The organism is Winogradskyella sp. (assembly GCF_045105575.1).
Classification (GTDB): Bacteria; Bacteroidota; Bacteroidia; order Flavobacteriales; family Flavobacteriaceae; genus Winogradskyella.
On sequence record NZ_JBGCDQ010000010.1, the window covers coordinates 1 to 21,091 of the forward strand.

The window sequence follows — 21,091 nt, forward strand, 5'->3', positions numbered from 1 at the left end:
ATCGATAGCTTTTACATTTGCGGTCCAGAACAAATGATACACACTGTTAAAGATGTACTGATTGAAAACAATATTAAAGAGAAGAAAATTTTCTTCGAATTATTTACAGCGCCAACAGAAACGACTGATTCGTCAAGCGAAGTTGGTGATGGAAAATCACAACTTAAAGTTATTGTTGATGATGAAGAATTTGAGTTTGAAATGTCTCAAGACGTTTCTATTTTGGATGCAGCACTAAAACAAGATGTTGATGCACCATATTCTTGTCAAGGTGGTATTTGTAGTAGCTGTATTGCCAAAGTTACCGAAGGTGAAGCCACAATGCGACAAAACAATATTTTAACCGATGGTGAAGTTGCCGAAGGTTTGATTCTGACTTGCCAAGCGCATCCTGTTTCTGAAACAGTGGTGGTTGATTATGATGATGTTTAATAGCCCATCCCTAACCCTTCCCAGAAGGAAGGGAATAAAATTCGCATCTTCTAATAGTTAAAATGTCAGAACTAAAGATTATTTATATTGGTTGATGGTCAGAAAAATATCTTATCTACAAGATTATGAGTATGTCGACATTTAATCAAAAAAATAAGAAAACTAGTTGCTTTAAGTAATGATGCAACTTTAATATATGCTAACCATAAATTTAAAACTATTACACATTAAAAATTTAGAGTTTTGGAAGGCGTTTTAGATTCCTGCACTTGCAGGTATAACCGAATTGACTTTTTGAATAACTTCTTCGATAGATATACTTCCAGCAGCATTCTCATAACCTTCAGGAAATTTATTTCCATAAACCGAAGTCGGAATTAGTGGAAATTTATCTTTATCTGCAACAAGTGCATAATCTTTAGGTTGATTGAAAGGCGCAAAACCAGCAAAAGGATGCGTCACTCCCCAAATAGTGATTACTTTTTTGCCTAACATCGCTGCAATATGCGCATTTCCAGAATCCATAGACAACATGAGATCTAAGTTTGAAATGAGCACCAATTCATCTTCTAAATTTAATTTTCCTGCTACGGATTTAACGTTTTTGTATTTAGCTTCAAACTGATTTAAAACAGGTATTTCCTTAGTGCCTCCACCAAATAAAACTACGTTATAATCTTTTGAAAGTCTTGAGATGACCTCTTCCATTTGGTCTAATGGATACATTTTACTTTGGTGTGCTGCAAAAGGTGCAATGCCTATGGTTTTGAAGTGTTGATTTGAAATGAACTCGTCAAGAAGTTCAGTTAACGGTTTTGGTTTTGAGAATATCGAATTGGATAAATCTATCGCATAACCCAAAGCTTCAAACACATCTGCATAACGTTGGTGTGTTGTTTTTAATTGGTGAAAAGATTGACCTGAAGTTAGTGCCTTCTTTTCGGCTCTGCCTTTATCTAGTTGCACCACCTTTTTCCCTAGGAAGAAAAATTTTAGAATGTTACTTCGTAATACATTGTGTAAATCTGCAACAGTATCAAAGCGAAGTCCTTTTAGTTGTCTAGCTAATTTATAAAGTCCTAAAACGCCTTTGTGTTTGCCTTTTAGATCGGCTTCATAAACTTGTACATTTTCTAAATCTTGAAAAAAAGGTTTAAAAAAGGCTCTGGTAACGACTGTAATTTGTAATTCGGGATGTTGTGTTGTGAGTGCTCTTAAAACAGGAACCGTCATCGCCACGTCTCCCATGGCAGAAAATCTGATGACTAGTATGTGGTTGGGTTTTGGCATTTGTAATAGACCTGCCAGGTTTTAGAAACCTGCTCGGTCCTTGTTACTCAAAATAAACTAAAATGAGATTCCTGCCTGCGCAGGAATGTTACTTCTGCCCTCGCAAAACAGGGTTTAATTCATCATCATTATACATTTTCATTTGCTTGTACACTTTCATGTACTTATCTCCGTTCGCGATATCAGTAAGCATATCGTCTATGGCAGTGCTTAAATCTACACGTTGTTCTAATAAAACATCTAATTTCTTTAGGCAAGCCGCTTTATGTGCATCACTAGCATCTTCTCTAACAGTTTCTAAATGCATGTGGTAAATTTTCAATGCTAAAATTGATAAACGATCGATTGCCCAAGCCGGACTTTCAGAATTAATTTTAGCATCCGATTTTACAGTGACGTCTTTATATTTATCTAAGAAATAGCTATCAATATATTCAACCGTATCTGTTCTATCTTGGTTAGATGCATCAATCATTCGTTTCAACTTTAAAGCCGCCACAGGATCTATGTTTGGATCTCTAATAATATCTTCGTAAGCCCATTGTACCGTATCGATCCAAGATTTTCTGTATAACAAATGTGCTATGAGATCATCGTTTTTATCGTACTTGTTTGTAAATGGTTGATCTACGGTGTTTAAAACTTTATACGTCTTAATAACCTCTTGAAAAATAGCGTTTGCCTTTTGTGAAAACATAATGATACAAATTTAGTAGTTACAAATATAGCAGGAATTATTAACTTTAACGACCGAACTAATTTCCATTATATGCAAATTCACAACCTCTCAAAGACTCCTTCAATTTTAAATTCGTTTATGGCCGAATTACGCGATAAAACGGTTCAAAAAGATAGTATGCGCTTTCGTAGAAACGTAGAACGTATTGGTGAAATCATGGGTTATGAGTTGAGTAAGTCACTTCAATTTGATGCTCATACTATTGAAACTCCTTTAGGCCATTCTGAAACCGTTTTGCATAAAAATGATATTGTGTTATGTTCTATTTTAAGAGCAGGAGTGCCACTTCATAATGGTTTACTCAATTACTTTGATGCTGCTGAAAATGCCTTTATATCAGCCTACAGACAACACAAACATAATCCTGAAACCTTTGAAATTGTAGTAGAATATTTAGCATGTCCGAGTTTGGAAGGCAAAACCTTGATTTTAGCAGATCCTATGCTGGCCACAGGACAATCTATGGTGGCTACTTTTGAAGCTTTAAAACCCTTTGGCACACCAAAAGACATTCATTTGGTTAGTATTATTGGCGCGCAGCCTGGTATCGATTACATTTCTAAAGAATTTGGTACTGATGTACACCTCTGGATTGCTGCTGTGGATGCCAATCTTAATGACAAAGGTTATATTATTCCTGGTTTAGGAGATGCTGGAGATTTAGCTTTTGGTAATAAGTTACAGCAGTAAGCTCACCATAGGTGTCACAATTAAAAGCGCAATAAATACTTCTTTAAACCAACGTTCTGTAATCACTTCAATATAGCGTCCCATGATTATTGAAAACGGAGCAAACAAAAAGAGGTATTCACTTCCATTTTTTAAGGGTGCAATAATAGCGACCAAAACAGCAATAATTGAAGCCCAAGCTATAATAAAATAGGACGGTTTCAACTTTTTGTTCTTGTCTGGTAAGGTTCTAAAATAGTAAATTAGGCTCCAAATCAATGCGGTGAATAATACTGTGAATTTCAGGATACTTTCTTTAGTATTATAAGCTGTATAATCTAAACTTGAATACCGACTAAAATCAGACGATCTCAAAAATACATCATGTACAATAACGTTATATATCAATAGAAAAATAAATACCGTTATAATACCAGCAAACGGAACAATAATATTTTTAAAATCATTTTGAGCATGATATATTAAAGCCACTATAACTAGCGCGAAGAAGAGAATTGCCCAAAAATAAAATAGCGTGGCTACAGCAATCCAAAAAGCAGCATCAAACAATTTCTTTTTAACACTAAGTTTAGAATGAAGGCTTATTAAACGTCTTAATGCTAATATTACAAACAAATTAGCGCATAATAAATCGAAGTGCGTCATTGCTTCTGGAAACATACCAAAAAGCAAACCGAAGGTCATAATAGCATAACTGTTTCTTTGTGTAAGGTTGTTTTTTGAAACAATAAAATCGAGTAAAAAAACCAAAAAGACCGTAATTAGCCATTTGGGAATGGTTACTAAAGCACTACTAAAATTAGAAAAAAGAGCAGTGTAATTTGTGATTAGAAAAAGTAGGGTAATATAAACTGCTATAATTACAAAGTTTATAGGCTTAGATTTACTAAAAATACTTGTAATCATATAACGATTGCTTAAAACATCTCTTAAATTTTAAACTGTACTTTTCTGACAGTTTAAAACTCTTTTTGTATTTTTGCTTTTCAATCCCAATTCGAAATTAGAATTGGTGTAAATTTATAAAGTTATGAAAGATTTCTTCAACGGAATTCGAGATTTATTTGTAGATGTGTTATTTGCACCTTTTGATGCGCTTAGAGCAATGGAGTTAGAAAACTGGTTTTCTGCAAACATAATGTCATGGTTTTTTATGACTATTGGCTTTGTAGCGTTTGTGTATTGGATGCTACAACTGAAAAAGTACAATGATAATGGCGAAGAAGACAAGAGTATTTCTTCACACTCTTATCTATAATTTCGTTTTTGGTTTATAAATCGAAACCAATATCCTTACGATAATTCATCTTATCAAAACATAATTTATTTATGCTTTGGTAAGATTTTTTTATGGCCTCTTGATACGTATCTCCAAACGAAGTAATCGCCATAACACGACCACCAGACGTCACCACTTTACCTTCTTTTTCAATGGCTCCAGCATGAAACACTATTGAATCCGCAATGGTTTCTAAACCAAAAATTTCTTTTCCTTTTTCATAAGCTTCAGGATAACCACCAGACACTAACATTACCGTTGTTGCTGCACGTTCGTCAATTTCAATCTCAACTTGCGCTAAGGTTTGATTTGCCATGGCTTCAAAAACTGTCACTAAATCCGTTTTTAATCTTGGTAAAACAACTTCGGTTTCAGGATCTCCCATTCTTACGTTATACTCAATCACTTTAGGGTCATCACCGACTTTAATTAAACCAATGAAAATAAAGCCAACATAAGGTAGGTTGTCTTTTTGTAAACCTTCAACCGTAGGCTTTACTACTTCATTTTCAATTTTATCTAAAAATGCTTGGGTTGCAAAAGGTACTGGTGAAATAGCTCCCATTCCTCCTGTATTTAAACCCGTGTCACCTTCTCCAATGCGCTTATAATCTTTTGCCGTTGGTAGAATTTTATAATCTTTTCCATCAGTTAACACAAAACAACTCAACTCGATACCGTCTAAAAATTCTTCGATTACAACTTTGGTACTTGCTTCACCAAATTTAGCATCTACAAGCATACTTTTTAATTCGGCTTTCGCTTCTTTTAAATCATTAAGAATTAAAACCCCTTTACCTGCGGCTAAACCGTCGGCTTTTAAAACATATGGTGGTTTTAAAGTTTCTAAAAAATTATAGCCATCTTCTACATTCGCTTTTGTGAAACTCTGGTAAGCCGCTGTGGGAATGTTATGACGCATCATAAATTCTTTTGCAAATTCCTTACTACCCTCAAGTTCTGCAGCTGCTTTTTGAGGTCCAATAACTGACACATTTTTTAAAGAATCATCTTCTAAAAAGAAATCGTGAATACCTTGTACCAAAGGATCTTCTGGCCCAACAACAACTAAATCGATATGATGTTCTAAAACAGCCGATTTAATCGCTTTAAAATCTGTGACTCCAATATTTAAATTAGTGGCAATGGCTTGAGTTCCCGAATTTCCTGGCGCTACAAAAAGTGCCATACAACGGCTACTTTGCGCTAGTTTCCATGCAAATGTGTGTTCTCTTCCTCCTGAGCCAAGTACTAAAATATTCATGTTTAAAATTTCTTTGAACAAAAATAATTGGTTTTCAACTTAAAAAGCAATTATTTTACAGAAACCTTAAAGGTAAAAACGGCTTGCGATTATTTGATTTTTCATTAAAAATAAATGGCTTTGATATAGACAAAGCTAAAATTGCATTGGCTAAAATTCAAGATAAAACAGATGCTAAATTTGAAGCCTACGTTACCCAACAACGAAACGCTATTGTCGCTTACCACTTAACGCACAATCCTTTTTATAAAAGTTTCGGAATATCAGCAGACACCAATCCTTGGGATGCGCTACCGATTATGACTAAGCGTCATTTACAACAACCTTTAGCGCAGCGCTTAAGCGACGAATTTACGACTAAAGATGTCTATGTTAATAAAACCTCTGGCAGCTCTGGTGATCCCTTTATTTTTGCAAAAGATAAAGAATGCCATGCCCTAACTTGGGCCGAAATAATGAATCGTTTTGGGTGGTATGGTATTGACTTTAACCACTCTAAACAAGCACGGTTTTATGGTATTCCTTTGGACAAAAAAGGGTATTACAAAGAACGTTTAAAAGACTATTTTAGTAACCGATTTCGGTTTTCGGTATTTGATTTGAGTGATGCTGCGTTTGAAAACACGCTAGCTAAATTTAAAACAACACGTTTTGATTATATAAATGGTTACACGAGTTCCATTGTACAATTTGCTAAATTTTTGAAGCGTAAAAATGTGGTATTAAAATCGGTTTGCCCAAGTCTGAAGGCTTGTATCGTCACTTCTGAAATGTTATTCGATGACGACAAATTATTGCTTGAAAGCCAATTTGGACTTCCTGTTATTAACGAATATGGTGCATCGGAACTCGACCTTATTGCATTTGAGAATACCACAGGTGATTGGCAAGTGAATAGTGAAACGCTTTATGTTGAAATTTTAGATGATGATAATCGTGTTTTACCCTATGGTGAAGAAGGACGAATTGTGATTACATCCTTGTATAATAAAGCCCATCCTTTTATACGCTACGACATTGGTGATATTGGTGTTTTATCTAAAACCAGCACAACGAAGACTCCCATTCTTAAAAAACTGACTGGTAGAACAAACGATATTGTTGTATTGCCTAGCGGTAAAAAAGCAGCTGGACTCGCATTTTATTACATCACTAAAAGTGTGATTGAAAATGATGGTAATGTCTCTGAATTTGTTGTGGAACAAATGCGTTTAGACACCTTTAAAATTAGCTACGTAAGTAAAAAAGTACTGTCTGAAACAGAAAAAGAAACGATTAAAAATGAAGTGATCCGTTATTTAGAACCTGATATTACCATTAACTTTGAACGCTTAGAGCAACTTAAACGCTCAGTCTCTGGTAAGTTAAAACAATTTACATCCTATATAAATTAAAAATTTAGTGAAGCCATTACTAATTATAACGAGTTATTTTCCGCCAGAGATTGGTGCAGCTTCTAATCGTATTTATCATTTGGCCGAAGGTTTAAAAAACGACTATGATGTTAGTGTAGTTACTCCGCTTCCTAATTACCCAACTGGTAAAATTTTTGAGGCCTACAAAAGGAAATTTAGCTCTAACACCGAAGACCATGGTATTACTATTCATCGTTTATGGATTTATGCCTCTATTTCTAAAAACAAGTTTTTACGCTTATTTGCCATGCTGTCTTATAGTTTTAGTTTGATTTGGTTTTTTATGTGGCATAAAATTCCGGATAAAGTGATTGTGCAATCTCCACCACTTTTAGTGTCCTTTACTTGTATGCTCTTTTTAAGATCTAAAAAAAGAAAATTAATACTTAACGTCAGTGATTTGTGGCCAAGTGCAGGATTAGAATTAGGTGCTTTAAGAGAAGGTTTTGCCTATAATCTTCTTAAAAAACTAGAAGCTTTTAACTATAAAAAAGCTGATCTCATTTTAGGACAAAGCAACGAGATTCTTACACATATTACAACGATTACTGCACAACCTCAGCTTTTTCTTTATAGAAATTTTCCGGAGATTGAAATTCCGAAGTTCACCACAACCAATTCAGACAAGGGTAAAATAAAACTAGTTTATGCTGGACTTTTAGGCGTCGCACAAGGCATTTATAGACTCTGTAATGAACTAAATTATGACACTATTGAATTTCATATTTATGGTTCTGGTGCAGAAGAAGAAGTGATTAAAACCTTAATTGAATCTCAAAAAGACTTACCACTTTATTTTCATGGTAGGCTCGATAGGGCTGAACTACACCAAGTACTTTTAAAATATGATATCACTATTATTCCATTATTAAATAGAATTTATGGCTCGGTGCCTTCAAAAATATTTGAATATGCAAAATTAGGCTTGCCTATGCTCTATTTTGGAGGTGGTGAAGGTGAGCACGTTATTAAAGACCATAACCTAGGCTGGATTGCGAAAGAAAGCGATTACAAGCACTTAAATGAAGTTTTGGCTGGTATTAAACTAAGTGATTTAAATGTCACGTTAAAAGCCGCCATTCAAAACACAGCAAAACATGAGTTTGATTTTAAGAAACAGTTGGAAACGCTTAAAAAAGTACTCTAATAAGCCTTATCATCTCCTTTTACAGCATTGATAAAGGTTTGTATGATAATTTTTATATCTAAAAGTAACGACCAGTTTTCAATATAAAATATATCTAATTTCACACGACCAATAATATCTTTATCAGATTCCACTTCACCTCTAAATCCACTGGTTTGAGCTAAACCTGTAATACCTGGTTTTACAAAATGCCTCACCATAAATTTGTCTATTTTTTTTGCGTACATCGTAGTGTGACTCACCATATGTGGTCTTGGACCTACGACAGACATATCTCCAAAAAGGACATTGAAAAATTGCGGTAATTCGTCGATACTGGTCTTTCTAATAAATTTACCGACTTTGGTGACACGCTCGTCTCCGCGTGTAGCTTGGTATAGATGTGCATCTTCATTTGGCATCATTGACCGAAACTTATAACAATCGAACTCCTTATAATTAAAACCGTTGCGCGACTGTTTAAAAAATACCGTGCCCCTCGATTCTAATTTAATTAAAATAGCCAAGATCGGTGTTAACCACGACAATATAAAGACAATCACCATACTAGAAAATAAAATATCAAAACCGCGCTTTATAAAGGTATTTACGGAATCCTCTAACGGAATATTTCGTAGAGTTAGAACAGGAATGTAATCGTAATACTCGTAACGTAGTTTTTTGGCATAAATCTCTTTACTATCTGGTATAAACTTTAAAATCTTTAGGTTGTTATCTGCAAAGTCTACAATATTTGCAATTTGTGAGTTGCTCAACTCTGAAATAGAACAGTAAATCTCGTCAATACCTTCATCTAGCACATACTTGAAGCAATCCTCTAGTGTGTGTTCTTTTGTTTTAAAGTTGAAGGTTTTTTTATGAGAATAGCCGTATTCTGGGTTTTTGTTAAAAAAACTGTCTAGTGCTATCGTTTTCTTATTTAAGCCTAAAATAACGGTAGATCTAAAATTACCTCCAAAGGAAGTTCTATACTTCTGCAGTAAATAATAAATAGTGAATTTAAAAATTGTGATAAACAGAAAGCATAATAAAGCATATTTTAAAGTTGGTTTCGGGTAAATATCAAGCTCATGATACAAACCTGAAAACGCGAAAACTAATAATAAAAATAAAATAAATTGCTTTACAATAAGCGATAGAATGTTGATAGGTCTTGTATATCTGTAAACTTCGTAGAACTGTGAGTAAACAGATAATAAAATCCAACTTATGGATATTATAGCAGAAAAAACGATAAGATCTTTTCCGTTAAGCAAATAGAATATAGCTACACCATTAATGATTGTTAAATCAATAATGTATGAGATAGGCCTTAAATACCCTGAATACCTTCCGTGTTTAAATAAACTCAAATCGATTAAAAATAGTTAACAAAAGTAGCTTTTTTCCTGAGTTTATTGGTTTTATAAGTGAATGATTTTACTAATTGAAAGTTAGAATAAAAACTTAATATATACAATGTTATTTAAAATTTTACCGAAAAAAAGAGTAACAACAGAAGATGTACTTTTAAGAATCTGCCATTTTTAAGCTTTTAAAGCTTTTTCAACTGACTTAACATTTGAGATAGAATTTTATCTTTAGAAAAGTTTTCAATAATATAGTTCCTCGCTTGTGCGCCTTGTAATTTCAGTTCTTGCTCGTCTTTTGTAATAGTTTTTAAACTGTTAACTACTGCTGTGCTGTATTTTGTGAAATATAACCCTGCACCAGAAGCATCAAAAATAGATTTAACTTCAGATTTTTCATTGCCAATAATTATAGAGGGTTTACCGCTTGCCATCATGCCTAAAACCTTAGATGGCATTACCGTGTCTATAACTTCTGGTTTTTGAAACAAAATATGAACATCGGCACTACATAATAAATCTGATAACTCTTCAAAAGGAACTGGTGGATAATAATTAACGTTATCAAAAGATTTAATTTCATTACTAATCCATTCTTTCTTAGAACCATCACCAACAATAACAATTTCATATTTATTTTGATTTAGATCTTTACAAAACTGAATAAAAGCCTCCCAGTCTTGTTTGTCTCCAATATTACCAGAATACAAAATTTTAATTTTTTTGGATTGTAGATAATGATGTGTTTTAGAAGTTTCTGGATTGATTTTCTCATTATCTATCCAGTTTGGTAAAAAAAACTGTTGAGATTCTGTTTTCTCTGAAAGTCTATTCAACATGCTATGACTAATAGTGCTTGAAAGATCCGCTTTAGAGAACAACCACTTTTCTAATTTGAAAAGTATAGCGAAAATAATGTTCTTATTTTTGCCTACACCTGTTTGCAACGCAGCATCAAACTCAAAATCTTGGATGTGCATCCACAATTTTGCTTTAAAACGTTTTTTTTGAATGTATCCTAAAAAAACAGAGGTTGTAAAAGGCACTACAGAAATCACCAAATCACATTCCTTTATTTTGAAGAGGTTGAAAAACGACCCTAATGTAAAATCTGAAAGATGAATAATTCGTTTTAAAAATGAAGGTTTTTTAGGAACATACTGCTTGTATCTTAAAACTGTGGTTCCGTTTAACTCTTCCTTTAAAAATGTCGTTTTTTGTTGGTAATCTTTAGAGATTTCCCATTTTGGATAGTATGGAAATGCTGTAACGACAGTAACATTGTAACCAGCTTCTCTTAAGAAGGCTACCCATTGCGTGGAATACAGACCAATAGCAGAGTCTTCTGGCGCGTAGTTGAGGCTGATGAAGGTGATGTTAGTCTTCAATCTGTCGCTTTTTTATAGCATTTGCAGGATTTCCGTAACAAATAAATCCTTCTGGCATGTTTTTAAAGACATTACTTCTTGCTCCAATAACACAGCCTTTGCCGATCTCCACACCAGGCGCAATGTAAACATCATTGGTTATCCAAGCCTCATCTTTAATTATTATAGCTTTATTGTCAATATCAAAACTCGCTTTAGTATAATCGTGCAAACCAGTATTAAAATAGACACCATGTGCAACCGCAACGTGTTTCCCGATAGTTATATTTCCGAGACTGTATAGCGTACAATCTTCACCAATCCAAGTATAATCACCAATTGAAATTTTCCAAGGATACGTAAATTTTGCTGAAGGCCTTATCAGTACTTTCTTTCCTATTTTAGCACCAAATGATCTCAACAGAAATCGTCTCCAGCCATAAAAAAACTGTGGAGACCATGCAAATATCGTTTTTTCAACAATCCACCACAATTGAACAACAACTTTAGATCTGCCGCGAAAATCCGAAGGAACTGTAAATTCTTTTAAATTTTGATACATTAATTATGCGCTTTATACCAATTGTAAGTTATTGCAGTTCCCTCCTCTAAAGTGTATGGTAACTCTCCAACAACTTCTTCTACTTTGGTCGTATCATAATCCATATTAGTCATAATATTATCTAACCTAAATGACGTAATTGGAGGTGATTTATAACCTACTAATTTGAGTAAATCTCCAGATAATGCCAATATATTTAAAACAAATAAAGGTACGGATTTAACACTTTGCCCATGAAACTTATTTGAAATTAAATCTGCCCACTGTTTTACTTCCAATGTTTTAAAGTCTGAAAGATAAACAGTTTGAGTATTTAGTTTCGTATCTAAAAGTAACTTATCTAAAATATGAACACAGTTACCGACAAACCCAAATTTTTTGTAAATATTTTTTCCTTTAGGGTGAACATAAACTTTGCGCTTTATAGTGTCGAAAAAGTTCTTGTAAGGCACATCAAACCAAGGTCCCCAAAGTGACGTTGGTCTTACCAAAATCCAATTATTATTTAACTCTTTTGAATCTCTAACAATTTTCTCACCTATTATTTTACTTTCTCCATAAATGGTTGAAGGTTTATAATCAAATTCGTCTTTTGGATTATATCCTATCTCGCAAACTAACCTACTCGATGCAAAAATGACTTTTTCAATTGACTTTGTACTATTTACAGCTGCTATAATGTGTTCTACACCTTTAGTATTAGCCTCATAATCTTGAAGTGTTTTACCGTCTAAATCGGTTCTGGCAGCCATGTGAAAGACATAATGAGGCTTAAAGTCACTAAATATCTTAATAATTTTTTGTTCATCTAAAATATCTGCATTTTTCCAATAAATGCTGTGAGATAGGTTTCTTGGTTTTGCTATATCAAGGTTTAAGACCTCATACTGGTCATTGTAATACTCAATAAGGTTAGTGCCTATAAAACCTGAACCACCAGTAACTAATATTCTTCTCTTCATTAGCTCAAAATAATGGCTAAAGATAAAACTATACTTTGTTTATTTAATAGCAAAACTAAAAAACTGTAAAGCTATTTATGAAAGAGGTTTAGAACCCTCTATTTTTTCAGGCTTTGATAGAGTTTTAACCAATCTTTAAATCGGTTTTGCCATGAATACTCTTTTATTACAAAGTTAAACAGTTTGGTTCCATATTCGTTTCTCTCATCAATCGTCCAACTAATCGCCTTTTTTAATGCAAGTTTAAGATCTGTTACATTTGGATCAACTAGAATTCCGCCATTACTAGACCAAGCTTCATTTAAGCCTGTTTGAAATGTTGTTATAACAGGCGTTTTATATATGGCAGCTTCTAAATTAACCATTCCCACAACTTCAGAATGAGAAGGCGCTACAAAAACAAAGGCATTTTTGAAGAGTTCTATTTTCTCTGGACCCGTAATTAAACCTAAAAATTGAACTTTTTCTTCGAGTTTAAGTGATTTAACTAAGGTCTCTAATTCTCCTTTATAGGCATTGAAATTTCCAGCTATTTTAAGCTTAAAGTCTTTAGGGCTTATTTCTGCGAAAGCCTTTATTAAAAGATCTATTCCTTTTTTAGGGTCTAACCTACCAACATAAAGAATGTATTTCTCTTTACTGCTATATATTTCACTTATTGCTAATCTAGAATCTATTAAATTAGGTATTTCTATAATGGGTGTTTGAGGAAATATCTCATTTATTTTATTTGCTTCGTTAGACGTAATGACATGTAAATAATTAGCTTTAGAAAATGCATTTTTTACAATAAGATTAAAATAGAGTTTTTTCTTCAGAGTGCCTTGCGACCACAACCAAGGCTCATACATGCCATGGCAAGTGATTAAAAATGGAATGTTCTGTTGTTTTGCAAACTTAGCAGCAGCGTATTGTGGAAACATCCACACACCATGAATATGAACGACATCAATTTCATTTTTTGAATGTAGCTCTTTTAATGTACGCTTTATATTTTTTGAAAAACGCCAAGGTGTTTCATCCCCTTCAACCTTTATAACGTCATCATTTGCTTCCGTTCTTGTAGTAAGTATTTTAGAGTTAATATCAGCATTAAGTAGTCTCGTATGAAGATCTAACACAACAGTTCTTATGCCTCCACTTTGAAAGGAAAAGTCTTCTAATACATGTACTATATTCATTATTAAGAGGCTACTTTATAATTGTTTTACTTTTCTTGTATATCGTTTAATTTAACTTCAGAATTAAAAAGAAATAAATTAACAAAAAAAGAAAAGAATATCACTCCGTCTTCGCGTTCAAGAATATTTTCTGACAGCATATTAAAGGCAAAATACAATAATAGAAAAAACAATACTTGATTTTTGTTTTTATTAGAAAATTTAAGAATATAATAAAAGTATAAAAGGAATATCAGCAACCCAATTACTCCTGTGGCTAAAAGCATACTTAAAAATTGATTGTGCGAATTATAGTTTTTTAATAATAGGTTTTGATTTTCTTCTCTGTAGCATTCAATTAAAATTCCTTTTACATCTCCCCAACCATAACCAAAAATTGGTGCTTTAGCGGCTTGCTGTAAAGCACAATCGTAAATAGTTAACCTTAAGGCAGTAGAAGAGTTAGGGTTAGCTTTTAAACCTTGGATATCTATTAACTCTTTGAATCGATTTACGTTATTAAACTTAGGTATACTTATTAACGTTATAACAAACATAATGGAAAGAGCGACTATAGACCACGCTAACTTACCTTTAAACTTGCTTTTTATAATAAAGACTACACCAATCATTCCTAATGATATTACTGGCCCTCTTTTGTTTAAAACCGCAAAAAATATAAAAAGTAAAACGATTAAAATTAAACCATAAACTCTTTTAGAACGATTAGTTTTAGCGATAATATCAAGTAAAAATATGATGCCAACACCAATATACATGGATAGGTAAATGGAATGTATTTCGTAGCCTTTAATCCTTAAATCTATTAAAGTATGGTAGTGAACAATTGTGCTTTTGAAGGTGTAAAATGGCTCAGTTAGGAAAAAATATGTGAAAGTGGTAAGTAAAAAGAAAGACAATGAAATGACAAACACCCATTTTAAGACATTCATCAATTGTTTGTCAATGCCTTGATGGCAATTATAGATTAGTACAAAAGCAAGCGGATAAGCGAAGAGCGAAAGACTATACTCCAGCTTTCTAAAGGCATAACTCGTGTCTTCCGAATATGAAATGCTTAATAGTAGAATTAGAAAAAAACTGATACTTAATAAGAACAGTCTAAACTCAAATTTTTTATTAGATTTTTTAATGAGATAATAAAAAATACAGCTCACCAAAAGACCAATCACCATAGCTCCTTTTAGCTTATCTGGCACTAAAATGATAGCGCTATTAAGAACTAAGAAAAAATTTAATAATCCCCTTGCAATTTTAGATTGACTTGGCATCTGGTTTCGTTTTTTTTAATGAAGCCTTAAAAAATTTAAAGTATAAATTAGGGAACACAAGAAGTACTAAAAATGTTGCCATTAAAAATGCAAAACCATTAGTAAAGTCTCCTCTTAAAAAAAATATCATGTGCATAGATGCATAGAATGCAGCAGCTATTTTTAGTGGGTTAAATCCATTAATCCATACCACCATTAAGTGAAACCCATATGCTAAAAGAATAGCAAAAATAATAACCCCAAAAAGGCCAAAATTAATATAACCTTCTGATACATATGGATTAGAAAGATTTGTAAAGCTTTTTGAGTTACCATATTCGCGCTTAAGATATTCACCTACAAATTCACCTGAGGAAATAGGTTTGTTTGTCCATATTTTTCTAGGAACGAAGAAAAACACTCCGCCAGACAACTGCTCGCCGTAAGTTAGACCATCTCCTTCAGCATATTCAATTGTAGCAGCAAAATTTATAAAGGCATCATAATTCAATGTTGTGAAGGTATTTACGATACCGTGGTTTTTTAATTGGTCTAACAGTAGCTCTGGTTTTTTTGCTAGCCTCTCTAATGAATATCCTGAATGTGTTATTAATGATATTGTTGGAAATATCAAAATCATTGAAAAAAACAAAAACATCAAGACCTTGAAATTTGTATTGAGCAATTTAGGAACAATGAAAAACATAATGGTTAAATAAATAGGGCCCAAAGCATTTCGTTTTTCGGTTAATGGGTTCTTAATAGCTAACAGTACTATTACAAGTAATACCGACAAGACGATAATAATGTAATAATTATAGCTTTTCTTTTTACAATTTTTTAAATAGTAAATGCTCAACAATAAAACCGGAAACGGTATCATTAAGATAATTTTTTCTTTAACTAACAACGCTGATTTAGACAGATCGCTAACCACATAGTTATGCTCAAAATATTCTGTTTGAAGATATTCCAGATTCAAAACTAGGATTAAAATGCAAACGCCAAATAAAATAAAGATGTGTACAGGCAAATATTTATCTGGTTGATATGCTTTGAAAGTGATTTTTTTAGAAAGAAAATATTGATATGCCACAAAAAAGACAACGTTAAAAATCAATATAAAAATATTGGTTTTAACCATTAAATGCTCTTTGTAAACCAGCTTTGTAATCATTTTTAGATTGTCCGATGCAAAAACATCATGAATCTGAAGCATTGGTGCCATTATAAAAAACAGAAAATTAAAAACTATAAAAGCTGCTAAAATAGGAGCGTATCTTTTGTCTTTAAAAAGATATACCGCACTCATTATAAATAAGACGGCAAAATTAAGCGTAAATAATATTTTAAGTACCAATGGTACTTGTGTAAAAATAAGGAGAGGTAAGAAAACAGGAAAATAAACTAGTAAGAATAAAGCTCTGCCTCTCATTATACAATATTTTGTTGAAATAAAACTTTTCGTTTAATCGTGTAAAATGCCCTTACAGATACGAGCACAAAGTCTGAAAACACCCTCAAATAAATTAAGTTCCAAAACGTAATTTCTTCGAATAAATATAGAAATAATACAGCTATAAGATAAACAATAGACGAAAATAGTAATGAAAAATTATACTCTTTAAAAAATCCAAACGCTACTAAACCACAACTGCCAAGTATAAATGTCACAGAGATCAGAGGCGTTAATAAACTCAAAAACATTAAAGTATCTGCATATTGAAGTAATTCCTCTCCACCAAACAGAAGCAATAATTCTGACGAAAACAACTGAATAACAACCATGAAAAGCAAACCAACTCCGAGACTAAAAAACACTAACTTAGTTAATAATTTTTTATCTAAAGTTCTTGAAATTGTGGGGAAAACCGCCTGTTGTAGCATCTCAAAAGGAATGACGGCCAACAACACAATTTTAGCCGCAATATCAAAACCAGTAACATCTTCTAAAGTGGCGTATATTCCAATTAAAAAAATAGTACCATAATTAAAAACTAACGACAAAAAACGCCCAAAAAAGAACATTAATGCTGCATTAAAATATACTAAAAGTGTTTTAAACTTTACCAAATAAAAACTAATATCATAATATCTTTTTATAGTATAAATGCCCAAAAGACCCATAATAAGATTAGAGATAACGATTAAACCAACATAGAGAAAAATATCATCTGGTTCGTTTACAAACAAAAACGTAGTTATTACAATAAACAATCTCGAAATGAAAACAATTATGGTGGCTAATTTTAGTTTTTCTATACCTTGAAAGAACCATATAGGAAATAACACTTCTCCAATTCCCATAATAAGCATAAGATATAATAATCCTAGATTTTCAGCAATCGGATCTAAAACTGCTGTAATTAGGAGAATTAAAAATGAGGCTATAAAAAGTAAAAATTTAATAATATAAATAGAGGATACGACCTCATTGATAATCGTTTTATCATCTCTATGGTCTACGATATACTTTGCGGCATATACATTAAAACCAAAATTAATGAACATTAAAAAAAACTGAATAATCGAATCTGACCAAGTGAGAAGACCATAAAGCTCTGTACCCAAAACTCTAACCAAGTAAGCCACCAGAATAAATTTAAAACCGATATTAAAAACTTTTAATACACTTAAGTAAGAAAAGTTCTCTGCGATTATTCGGTAATCTTTATTTTTTAAGAAATTCATGTATCACCAAAAATAACCTTATTAAAAATACGTTCGGAAGAATTTTTATAAACTTCGTTAAATTCTTTATTCGTTTTTAAACGCGCCTCTGAAAAATCGTCCTTTTTAAGCACTAAAGATTTATTCAGAAAACTTAATAAATCCTTGTGTGTATAAATAATCTCTCCTGGCATATAATCTAAAGGATTTTCTAAGGTAAAACCGCGTGTTTCTTGGTAAGATTTAAAATCTGAAATCACAAAACCTACAGGTTTATTCAAAATTAATAAATCCATATAAATAGAAGAATAGTCCGTTAGCAGCACATCAACACAAGCAAAACAAGAATACATGTTAATATTAGACTCATTAAATGAATCATTATCTAAAAAAACTAAATTTGAGTAAATTTTAAAGCTGTCTTTCTTATTAATATCCATAGGATGAAGCTTTATAAAGCAATTAGCTTCAGCTTTCACTAAGAAGGTATTTAACAGATCTAAACGCTGCTCAGACATTAAGTCATCATTAAAAGAATCTCCATCCTCCCTAACCTCACCAAAATCAGATTTCCTATAGGTTGGCATCCATAAAACGGTTTGCCTATTTTGCGCATCTTTATGTGCAAATAATGTATTTAAAGTTGTTTTTGGATTTAAAAGAAACTCATTTCTTGGCTGGCCAGTAACAAGCACATTTTCTGTTTTTACACCGCACGCTCTCGACATAATATTTTGAAATAACGTTGAAGTAGCAATCACATAATCTGATTTTAGAAACGTGCTTTTTCCGTCTAACAATCCTATCACTTTTAATGGCATGCCATGCCAAAGATTAACCACTGTTTGTTTAGACGACAATGGAAACGCATTAAAAAGTCCGTGTGTGTAAAAAACAAATTTAGAAGTGAAGTAATAATAAAAACCTGTAATAGACATTTTTTTAACTAACTTATAGTTAGTTGAATTGCTGTATGTGTTGATTAAAGCGCGTAATTTTAATTCATCTTTCAGACTGCTTACTAGCCATATATTTTCATACTTAGGGTGTTGATTTAAAACATAAACAAATAAAGCAAAACTGTTATCTGCAACATCAGGAAAACTAGAATATACAATTCTAGTGCCTTTTTTAGGACAGCAGAAATGTATGAATTTAATGAGTAGATTTATAATATAAGTTTTCATCTATTTACAAGCAAAACTTGAGGTTCACTTTTTAAAACTATTCTTGATTAAAACAGTTAAGAAGTATACTCTTAAGTTCGGCTTTACTAAAATCTATAGGGTTGTTTTTTAATCGTTCCAAATTTACACTATCTAAAATGATATCTAAGTCTGAAATCCCTATACCTAATGTTTTAAACGATGTTTCTATACGGATAGTATGTGTTAAATTTAATAATAAATGAAAAGCTTCTAAAGGCGAATTAACATTTAGTATTTTATAGAGTTCAAGCATGGTGTTTTTTACATACATGTTACCTCTGATGTCATTAATCTTCGCATCTGAAACCTTATAATTTTCAATTAAAAATTGTGGTAAAGTTAAAAACACAGCATGTCCATGTGGAATAGAAAAATAGGTTGTAAAAGCATATGACATCGCGTGGGCTACTGTTGTTTTTGATATATTAATTGCTTTTCCTGCCAAATAAGCTCCTTGCATTACGGCAGTTCTATGAGCTGAAGAAGGAGATAAAACACATGGTTCTAAATGTTCTAATAGTAATGTTATTGCTTGCTTGGCGTAACCCTTCGATTCTTCGTTAGCTCCTGTACTCCAATAAGACTCTATGGCTTGAGATAAAGCATCTAAACCCGAACATGCCGTTAAATATGGTGATTGTGAAAACGTAAATTCAGAATTTAAACCTACAACATCTGGTAACACAAATGGGTGGGCAACAGAATATTTTTTATTATTATGGTAAACTACAGCAAAATGTGTGGCTTCACTTCCAGTGCCTGCAGTAGTTGGTATAGCAATAAAATAATATCCTTTTTTTGTTATGAGCTTTGAGTTCTGTACAATCTCTAAACCGTCAATATGTTCGTTTGCTAAAAAAATATTAATAAGCTTAGCCATATCGATGACACTTCCTCCACCAATAGCCAAAACCATATCGCATTGAGATGCTTTAATTAGCTCTAAACCCCTTAATGCATCTTCGAGTTTTGGGTTTTGTTCAAAATCCGAAAATCTAACATATTCATATCCTTCTAAAGAAGATTCGATATAATTTTGAGCTCCTGATTTCACATAAGACCCTTTTCCTGTAACTAGAAAAATCTTTTTAGTTGAATGTTCACTAAAAAGATTTTTTAAATCATCACTAGATATTTGTTCTAAAACCTTCTGACTCATTTTAGAAATGTTTTAAAAGCTGTTTTATTTTCTTTAGGCGTTGTTGTTGGCCTTCCTAGGTTTTCTCTAGCTCCTTTATTGACTTTAATTTCTAATAAGGCTCTACCTTTATGAGCAGCCATACTAGCTATCTTTTCTTTAATATCATCAATTTCGGATGCAGAAGCCACTAAAGTGTAACCACAGCCTTCTGCTATTTTTGAAAAATCAATATCAAAACCTACTGTTGGCTGTCCTCCCACAGAGTCATGAGCACCATTGTTAATAATGATATGTTTAAAATTATTAACATCTTTCATCATTCCATTAATCGCTAGACTTCCCATATGCATAATAACAGATCCGTCACCATCAAAACAAAACACATTCCTGTCTTTTTTTTCAATAGCAATTCCTAAAGCGATTGATGAGGTGTGTCCCATGGCACCTACAGTTAAAAAATCTTTTTCATGGGTTTGACCAAGTTCTTCACGGTATTCAAAAACTTCTCGAGATGTTTTTCCTGTTGTAGAAACAACAATATCGTCATCTTGTAATTGATCTATAATTAACTTAACGGCTCCTTCTCTATCTAATGCGAAAGATGATGTGGTATCTTTTAAAAGTTTATATTTTTCGAATGCATTTTTTCTAACTAATAATGCAAACGGCTTTTTCTCTGAAATGGCTACTTTTAATGCTTCATCTAGAGTCGCTTCGATATTAGTACTTTCATCTAAAACCAAATATGGAATTTCCATAGTTTTTAATAAATCTTCACTAACCCTTCCTTGCTTAACGTGCTGCGGTTCGTCTTTTTTCCCTGGTTCACCTCTCCAGCCAATTAACAATAACATTGGAACGCTATATACATCATCATCAGCTATGGACAAAAGTGGATTAACCGTATTGCCAAATCCTGAGTTTTGCATGTAAACCAAAGCAGGTCTTCCACTTGCTAAATAATTACCTACAGCCAAGCCTACAGAAGCTCCTTCATTTGCCGCAATAATGTGTCTGTCTTCTGGAGCATTATCAGAAATATAAGCACAAATATCTTTTAATAAGGAATCTGGAACGCCTGTAAAAAAATCGATTCCTCTAGAAGTAAGAGCGTTATAAAATGATGCTGTATTAATCATTATGTT

The 21,091-nt window shown here is 32.5% G+C and carries 20 protein-coding genes; 5 read left to right on the forward strand and 15 right to left on the reverse strand.

The features are described 5' to 3' along the window. Positions 1–432: flavin reductase family protein (locus AB8B52_RS02445; RefSeq protein ID WP_406024888.1), on the forward strand; the 432-nt coding region annotated here is incomplete at its 5' end. 255 nt (positions 433–687) lie between these two features. On the opposite strand, the gene AB8B52_RS02450 is transcribed toward AB8B52_RS02445, so the two are convergent. Together AB8B52_RS02450 and AB8B52_RS02455 are read right to left on the reverse strand one after the other, a co-directional pair. After that, the gene (locus AB8B52_RS02450; RefSeq protein WP_406024890.1) at positions 688–1,722 is read right to left on the reverse strand and encodes a glycosyltransferase family 9 protein; all 1,035 of its coding nucleotides are present in this window, start codon (positions 1,720–1,722) and stop codon (positions 688–690) included. Between the two features lie 88 nt (positions 1,723–1,810). Then, complete coding sequence (locus AB8B52_RS02455; RefSeq protein WP_406024892.1) at positions 1,811–2,419, reverse strand: DUF4254 domain-containing protein; 609 nt, start codon at positions 2,417–2,419, stop codon at positions 1,811–1,813. Positions 2,420–2,491: 72 nt separating this feature from the next. On the opposite strand from AB8B52_RS02455, the gene upp reads away from it, so the two are divergent. Further along, entirely contained in the window at positions 2,492–3,151 is a 660-nt protein-coding gene (upp, locus tag AB8B52_RS02460; RefSeq protein ID WP_406024894.1) for a uracil phosphoribosyltransferase, read from the forward strand. Here the strand turns inward: upp and AB8B52_RS02465 are convergent. Further along, positions 3,140–4,057 (reverse strand): DUF6427 family protein, encoded by a 918-nt coding sequence (locus AB8B52_RS02465; RefSeq protein ID WP_406024896.1) that lies wholly within the window; start codon positions 4,055–4,057, stop codon positions 3,140–3,142. The two genes, upp and AB8B52_RS02465, sit on opposite strands and share 12 nt — an antisense overlap. A 124-nt stretch (positions 4,058–4,181) precedes the next feature. Between AB8B52_RS02465 and AB8B52_RS02470 the strand changes: the two genes are divergently transcribed. Then, complete coding sequence (locus AB8B52_RS02470; protein WP_406024898.1) at positions 4,182–4,409, forward strand: DUF6341 family protein; 228 nt, start codon at positions 4,182–4,184, stop codon at positions 4,407–4,409. Positions 4,410–4,422: 13 nt separating this feature from the next. Here the strand turns inward: AB8B52_RS02470 and purD are convergent, their stop codons facing one another. Next, positions 4,423–5,694, reverse strand: a complete 1,272-nt coding sequence (gene purD / locus AB8B52_RS02475; RefSeq protein WP_406024900.1) for a phosphoribosylamine--glycine ligase — start codon at positions 5,692–5,694, stop codon at positions 4,423–4,425. Between the two features lie 83 nt (positions 5,695–5,777). Between purD and AB8B52_RS02480 the strand changes: the two genes are divergently transcribed. Together AB8B52_RS02480 and AB8B52_RS02485 are read left to right on the forward strand one after the other, a co-directional pair. Further along, complete coding sequence (locus tag AB8B52_RS02480) at positions 5,778–7,088, forward strand: phenylacetate--CoA ligase family protein (RefSeq protein ID WP_406024902.1); 1,311 nt, start codon at positions 5,778–5,780, stop codon at positions 7,086–7,088. A 7-nt stretch (positions 7,089–7,095) separates the two neighbouring features. Then, on the forward strand, positions 7,096–8,256 hold the full coding sequence (locus AB8B52_RS02485; RefSeq protein WP_406024904.1) for a glycosyltransferase family 4 protein: 1,161 nt from the start codon (positions 7,096–7,098) through the stop codon (positions 8,254–8,256). Here AB8B52_RS02485 and AB8B52_RS02490 read toward each other — a convergent pair. The 11 genes from AB8B52_RS02490 to aepY all read right to left on the reverse strand — a co-directional run bounded on the left by AB8B52_RS02490 (position 8,253) and on the right by aepY (position 21,085). Beyond that, the gene (locus AB8B52_RS02490; RefSeq protein WP_406024906.1) at positions 8,253–9,608 is read right to left on the reverse strand and encodes an exopolysaccharide biosynthesis polyprenyl glycosylphosphotransferase; all 1,356 of its coding nucleotides are present in this window, start codon (positions 9,606–9,608) and stop codon (positions 8,253–8,255) included. The two genes, AB8B52_RS02485 and AB8B52_RS02490, sit on opposite strands and share 4 nt — an antisense overlap. A 182-nt stretch (positions 9,609–9,790) precedes the next feature. After that, on the reverse strand, positions 9,791–10,993 hold the full coding sequence (locus AB8B52_RS02495; RefSeq protein ID WP_406024908.1) for a WcaI family glycosyltransferase: 1,203 nt from the start codon (positions 10,991–10,993) through the stop codon (positions 9,791–9,793). After that, positions 10,983–11,534 (reverse strand): WcaF family extracellular polysaccharide biosynthesis acetyltransferase, encoded by a 552-nt coding sequence (locus AB8B52_RS02500; RefSeq protein WP_406024910.1) that lies wholly within the window; start codon positions 11,532–11,534, stop codon positions 10,983–10,985. The genes AB8B52_RS02495 and AB8B52_RS02500 overlap by 11 nt, the downstream gene beginning before the upstream one ends. Further along, positions 11,534–12,496: an NAD-dependent epimerase/dehydratase family protein gene (locus AB8B52_RS02505; RefSeq protein ID WP_406024912.1), complete on the reverse strand. Its 963-nt coding sequence runs from the start codon at positions 12,494–12,496 to the stop codon at positions 11,534–11,536. The genes AB8B52_RS02500 and AB8B52_RS02505 overlap by 1 nt, the downstream gene beginning before the upstream one ends. Before the next feature lie 98 nt (positions 12,497–12,594). After that, positions 12,595–13,677: a glycosyltransferase gene (locus AB8B52_RS02510; RefSeq protein WP_406024914.1), complete on the reverse strand. Its 1,083-nt coding sequence runs from the start codon at positions 13,675–13,677 to the stop codon at positions 12,595–12,597. A 26-nt stretch (positions 13,678–13,703) separates the two neighbouring features. After that, the gene (locus tag AB8B52_RS02515) at positions 13,704–14,609 is read right to left on the reverse strand and encodes an O-antigen ligase family protein (protein WP_406024916.1); all 906 of its coding nucleotides are present in this window, start codon (positions 14,607–14,609) and stop codon (positions 13,704–13,706) included. Positions 14,610–14,931: 322 nt separating this feature from the next. Continuing rightward, complete coding sequence (locus AB8B52_RS02520; protein ID WP_406024918.1) at positions 14,932–16,362, reverse strand: hypothetical protein; 1,431 nt, start codon at positions 16,360–16,362, stop codon at positions 14,932–14,934. After that, on the reverse strand, positions 16,362–17,618 hold the full coding sequence (locus AB8B52_RS02525; RefSeq protein WP_406024920.1) for an oligosaccharide flippase family protein: 1,257 nt from the start codon (positions 17,616–17,618) through the stop codon (positions 16,362–16,364). The genes AB8B52_RS02520 and AB8B52_RS02525 overlap by 1 nt, the downstream gene beginning before the upstream one ends. Further along, on the reverse strand, positions 17,615–18,784 hold the full coding sequence (locus AB8B52_RS02530; protein ID WP_406024922.1) for a CDP-glycerol glycerophosphotransferase family protein: 1,170 nt from the start codon (positions 18,782–18,784) through the stop codon (positions 17,615–17,617). Before AB8B52_RS02530 ends, AB8B52_RS02525 begins: the two co-directional genes overlap by 4 nt. 37 nt (positions 18,785–18,821) lie before the next feature. Further along, positions 18,822–19,964 carry a phosphonoacetaldehyde reductase gene (locus AB8B52_RS02535; RefSeq protein WP_406024924.1) on the reverse strand — a complete coding sequence of 381 codons (1,143 nt, stop codon included), beginning with the start codon at positions 19,962–19,964 and terminating at the stop codon, positions 18,822–18,824. Then, positions 19,961–21,085 (reverse strand): phosphonopyruvate decarboxylase, encoded by a 1,125-nt coding sequence (aepY, locus tag AB8B52_RS02540; protein ID WP_406024926.1) that lies wholly within the window; start codon positions 21,083–21,085, stop codon positions 19,961–19,963. Before aepY ends, AB8B52_RS02535 begins: the two co-directional genes overlap by 4 nt. Positions 21,086–21,091 lie beyond the last annotated feature (6 nt).

What these genes read in the sequence shown, in the direction of transcription:
- AB8B52_RS02450 (WP_406024890.1), bottom strand. Translation starts at nt 1,722, where the DNA reads ATGCCAAAACCCAACCACATACTAGTCATCAGATTTTCTGCCATGGGA.
- AB8B52_RS02455 (WP_406024892.1), bottom strand. Translation starts at nt 2,419, where the DNA reads ATGTTTTCACAAAAGGCAAACGCTATTTTTCAAGAGGTTATTAAGACG.
- upp (WP_406024894.1), top strand. Translation starts at nt 2,492, where the DNA reads ATGCAAATTCACAACCTCTCAAAGACTCCTTCAATTTTAAATTCGTTT.
- AB8B52_RS02465 (WP_406024896.1), bottom strand. Translation starts at nt 4,057, where the DNA reads ATGATTACAAGTATTTTTAGTAAATCTAAGCCTATAAACTTTGTAATT.
- AB8B52_RS02470 (WP_406024898.1), top strand. Translation starts at nt 4,182, where the DNA reads ATGAAAGATTTCTTCAACGGAATTCGAGATTTATTTGTAGATGTGTTA.
- purD (WP_406024900.1), bottom strand. Translation starts at nt 5,694, where the DNA reads ATGAATATTTTAGTACTTGGCTCAGGAGGAAGAGAACACACATTTGCA.
- AB8B52_RS02500 (WP_406024910.1), bottom strand. Translation starts at nt 11,534, where the DNA reads ATGTATCAAAATTTAAAAGAATTTACAGTTCCTTCGGATTTTCGCGGC.
- AB8B52_RS02505 (WP_406024912.1), bottom strand. Translation starts at nt 12,496, where the DNA reads ATGAAGAGAAGAATATTAGTTACTGGTGGTTCAGGTTTTATAGGCACT.
- AB8B52_RS02510 (WP_406024914.1), bottom strand. Translation starts at nt 13,677, where the DNA reads ATGAATATAGTACATGTATTAGAAGACTTTTCCTTTCAAAGTGGAGGC.
- AB8B52_RS02515 (WP_406024916.1), bottom strand. Translation starts at nt 14,609, where the DNA reads ATGAATGTCTTAAAATGGGTGTTTGTCATTTCATTGTCTTTCTTTTTA.
- AB8B52_RS02520 (WP_406024918.1), bottom strand. Translation starts at nt 16,362, where the DNA reads ATGAGAGGCAGAGCTTTATTCTTACTAGTTTATTTTCCTGTTTTCTTA.
- AB8B52_RS02525 (WP_406024920.1), bottom strand. Translation starts at nt 17,618, where the DNA reads ATGAATTTCTTAAAAAATAAAGATTACCGAATAATCGCAGAGAACTTT.
- AB8B52_RS02530 (WP_406024922.1), bottom strand. Translation starts at nt 18,784, where the DNA reads ATGAAAACTTATATTATAAATCTACTCATTAAATTCATACATTTCTGC.
- AB8B52_RS02535 (WP_406024924.1), bottom strand. Translation starts at nt 19,964, where the DNA reads ATGAGTCAGAAGGTTTTAGAACAAATATCTAGTGATGATTTAAAAAAT.
- aepY (WP_406024926.1), bottom strand. Translation starts at nt 21,085, where the DNA reads ATGATTAATACAGCATCATTTTATAACGCTCTTACTTCTAGAGGAATC.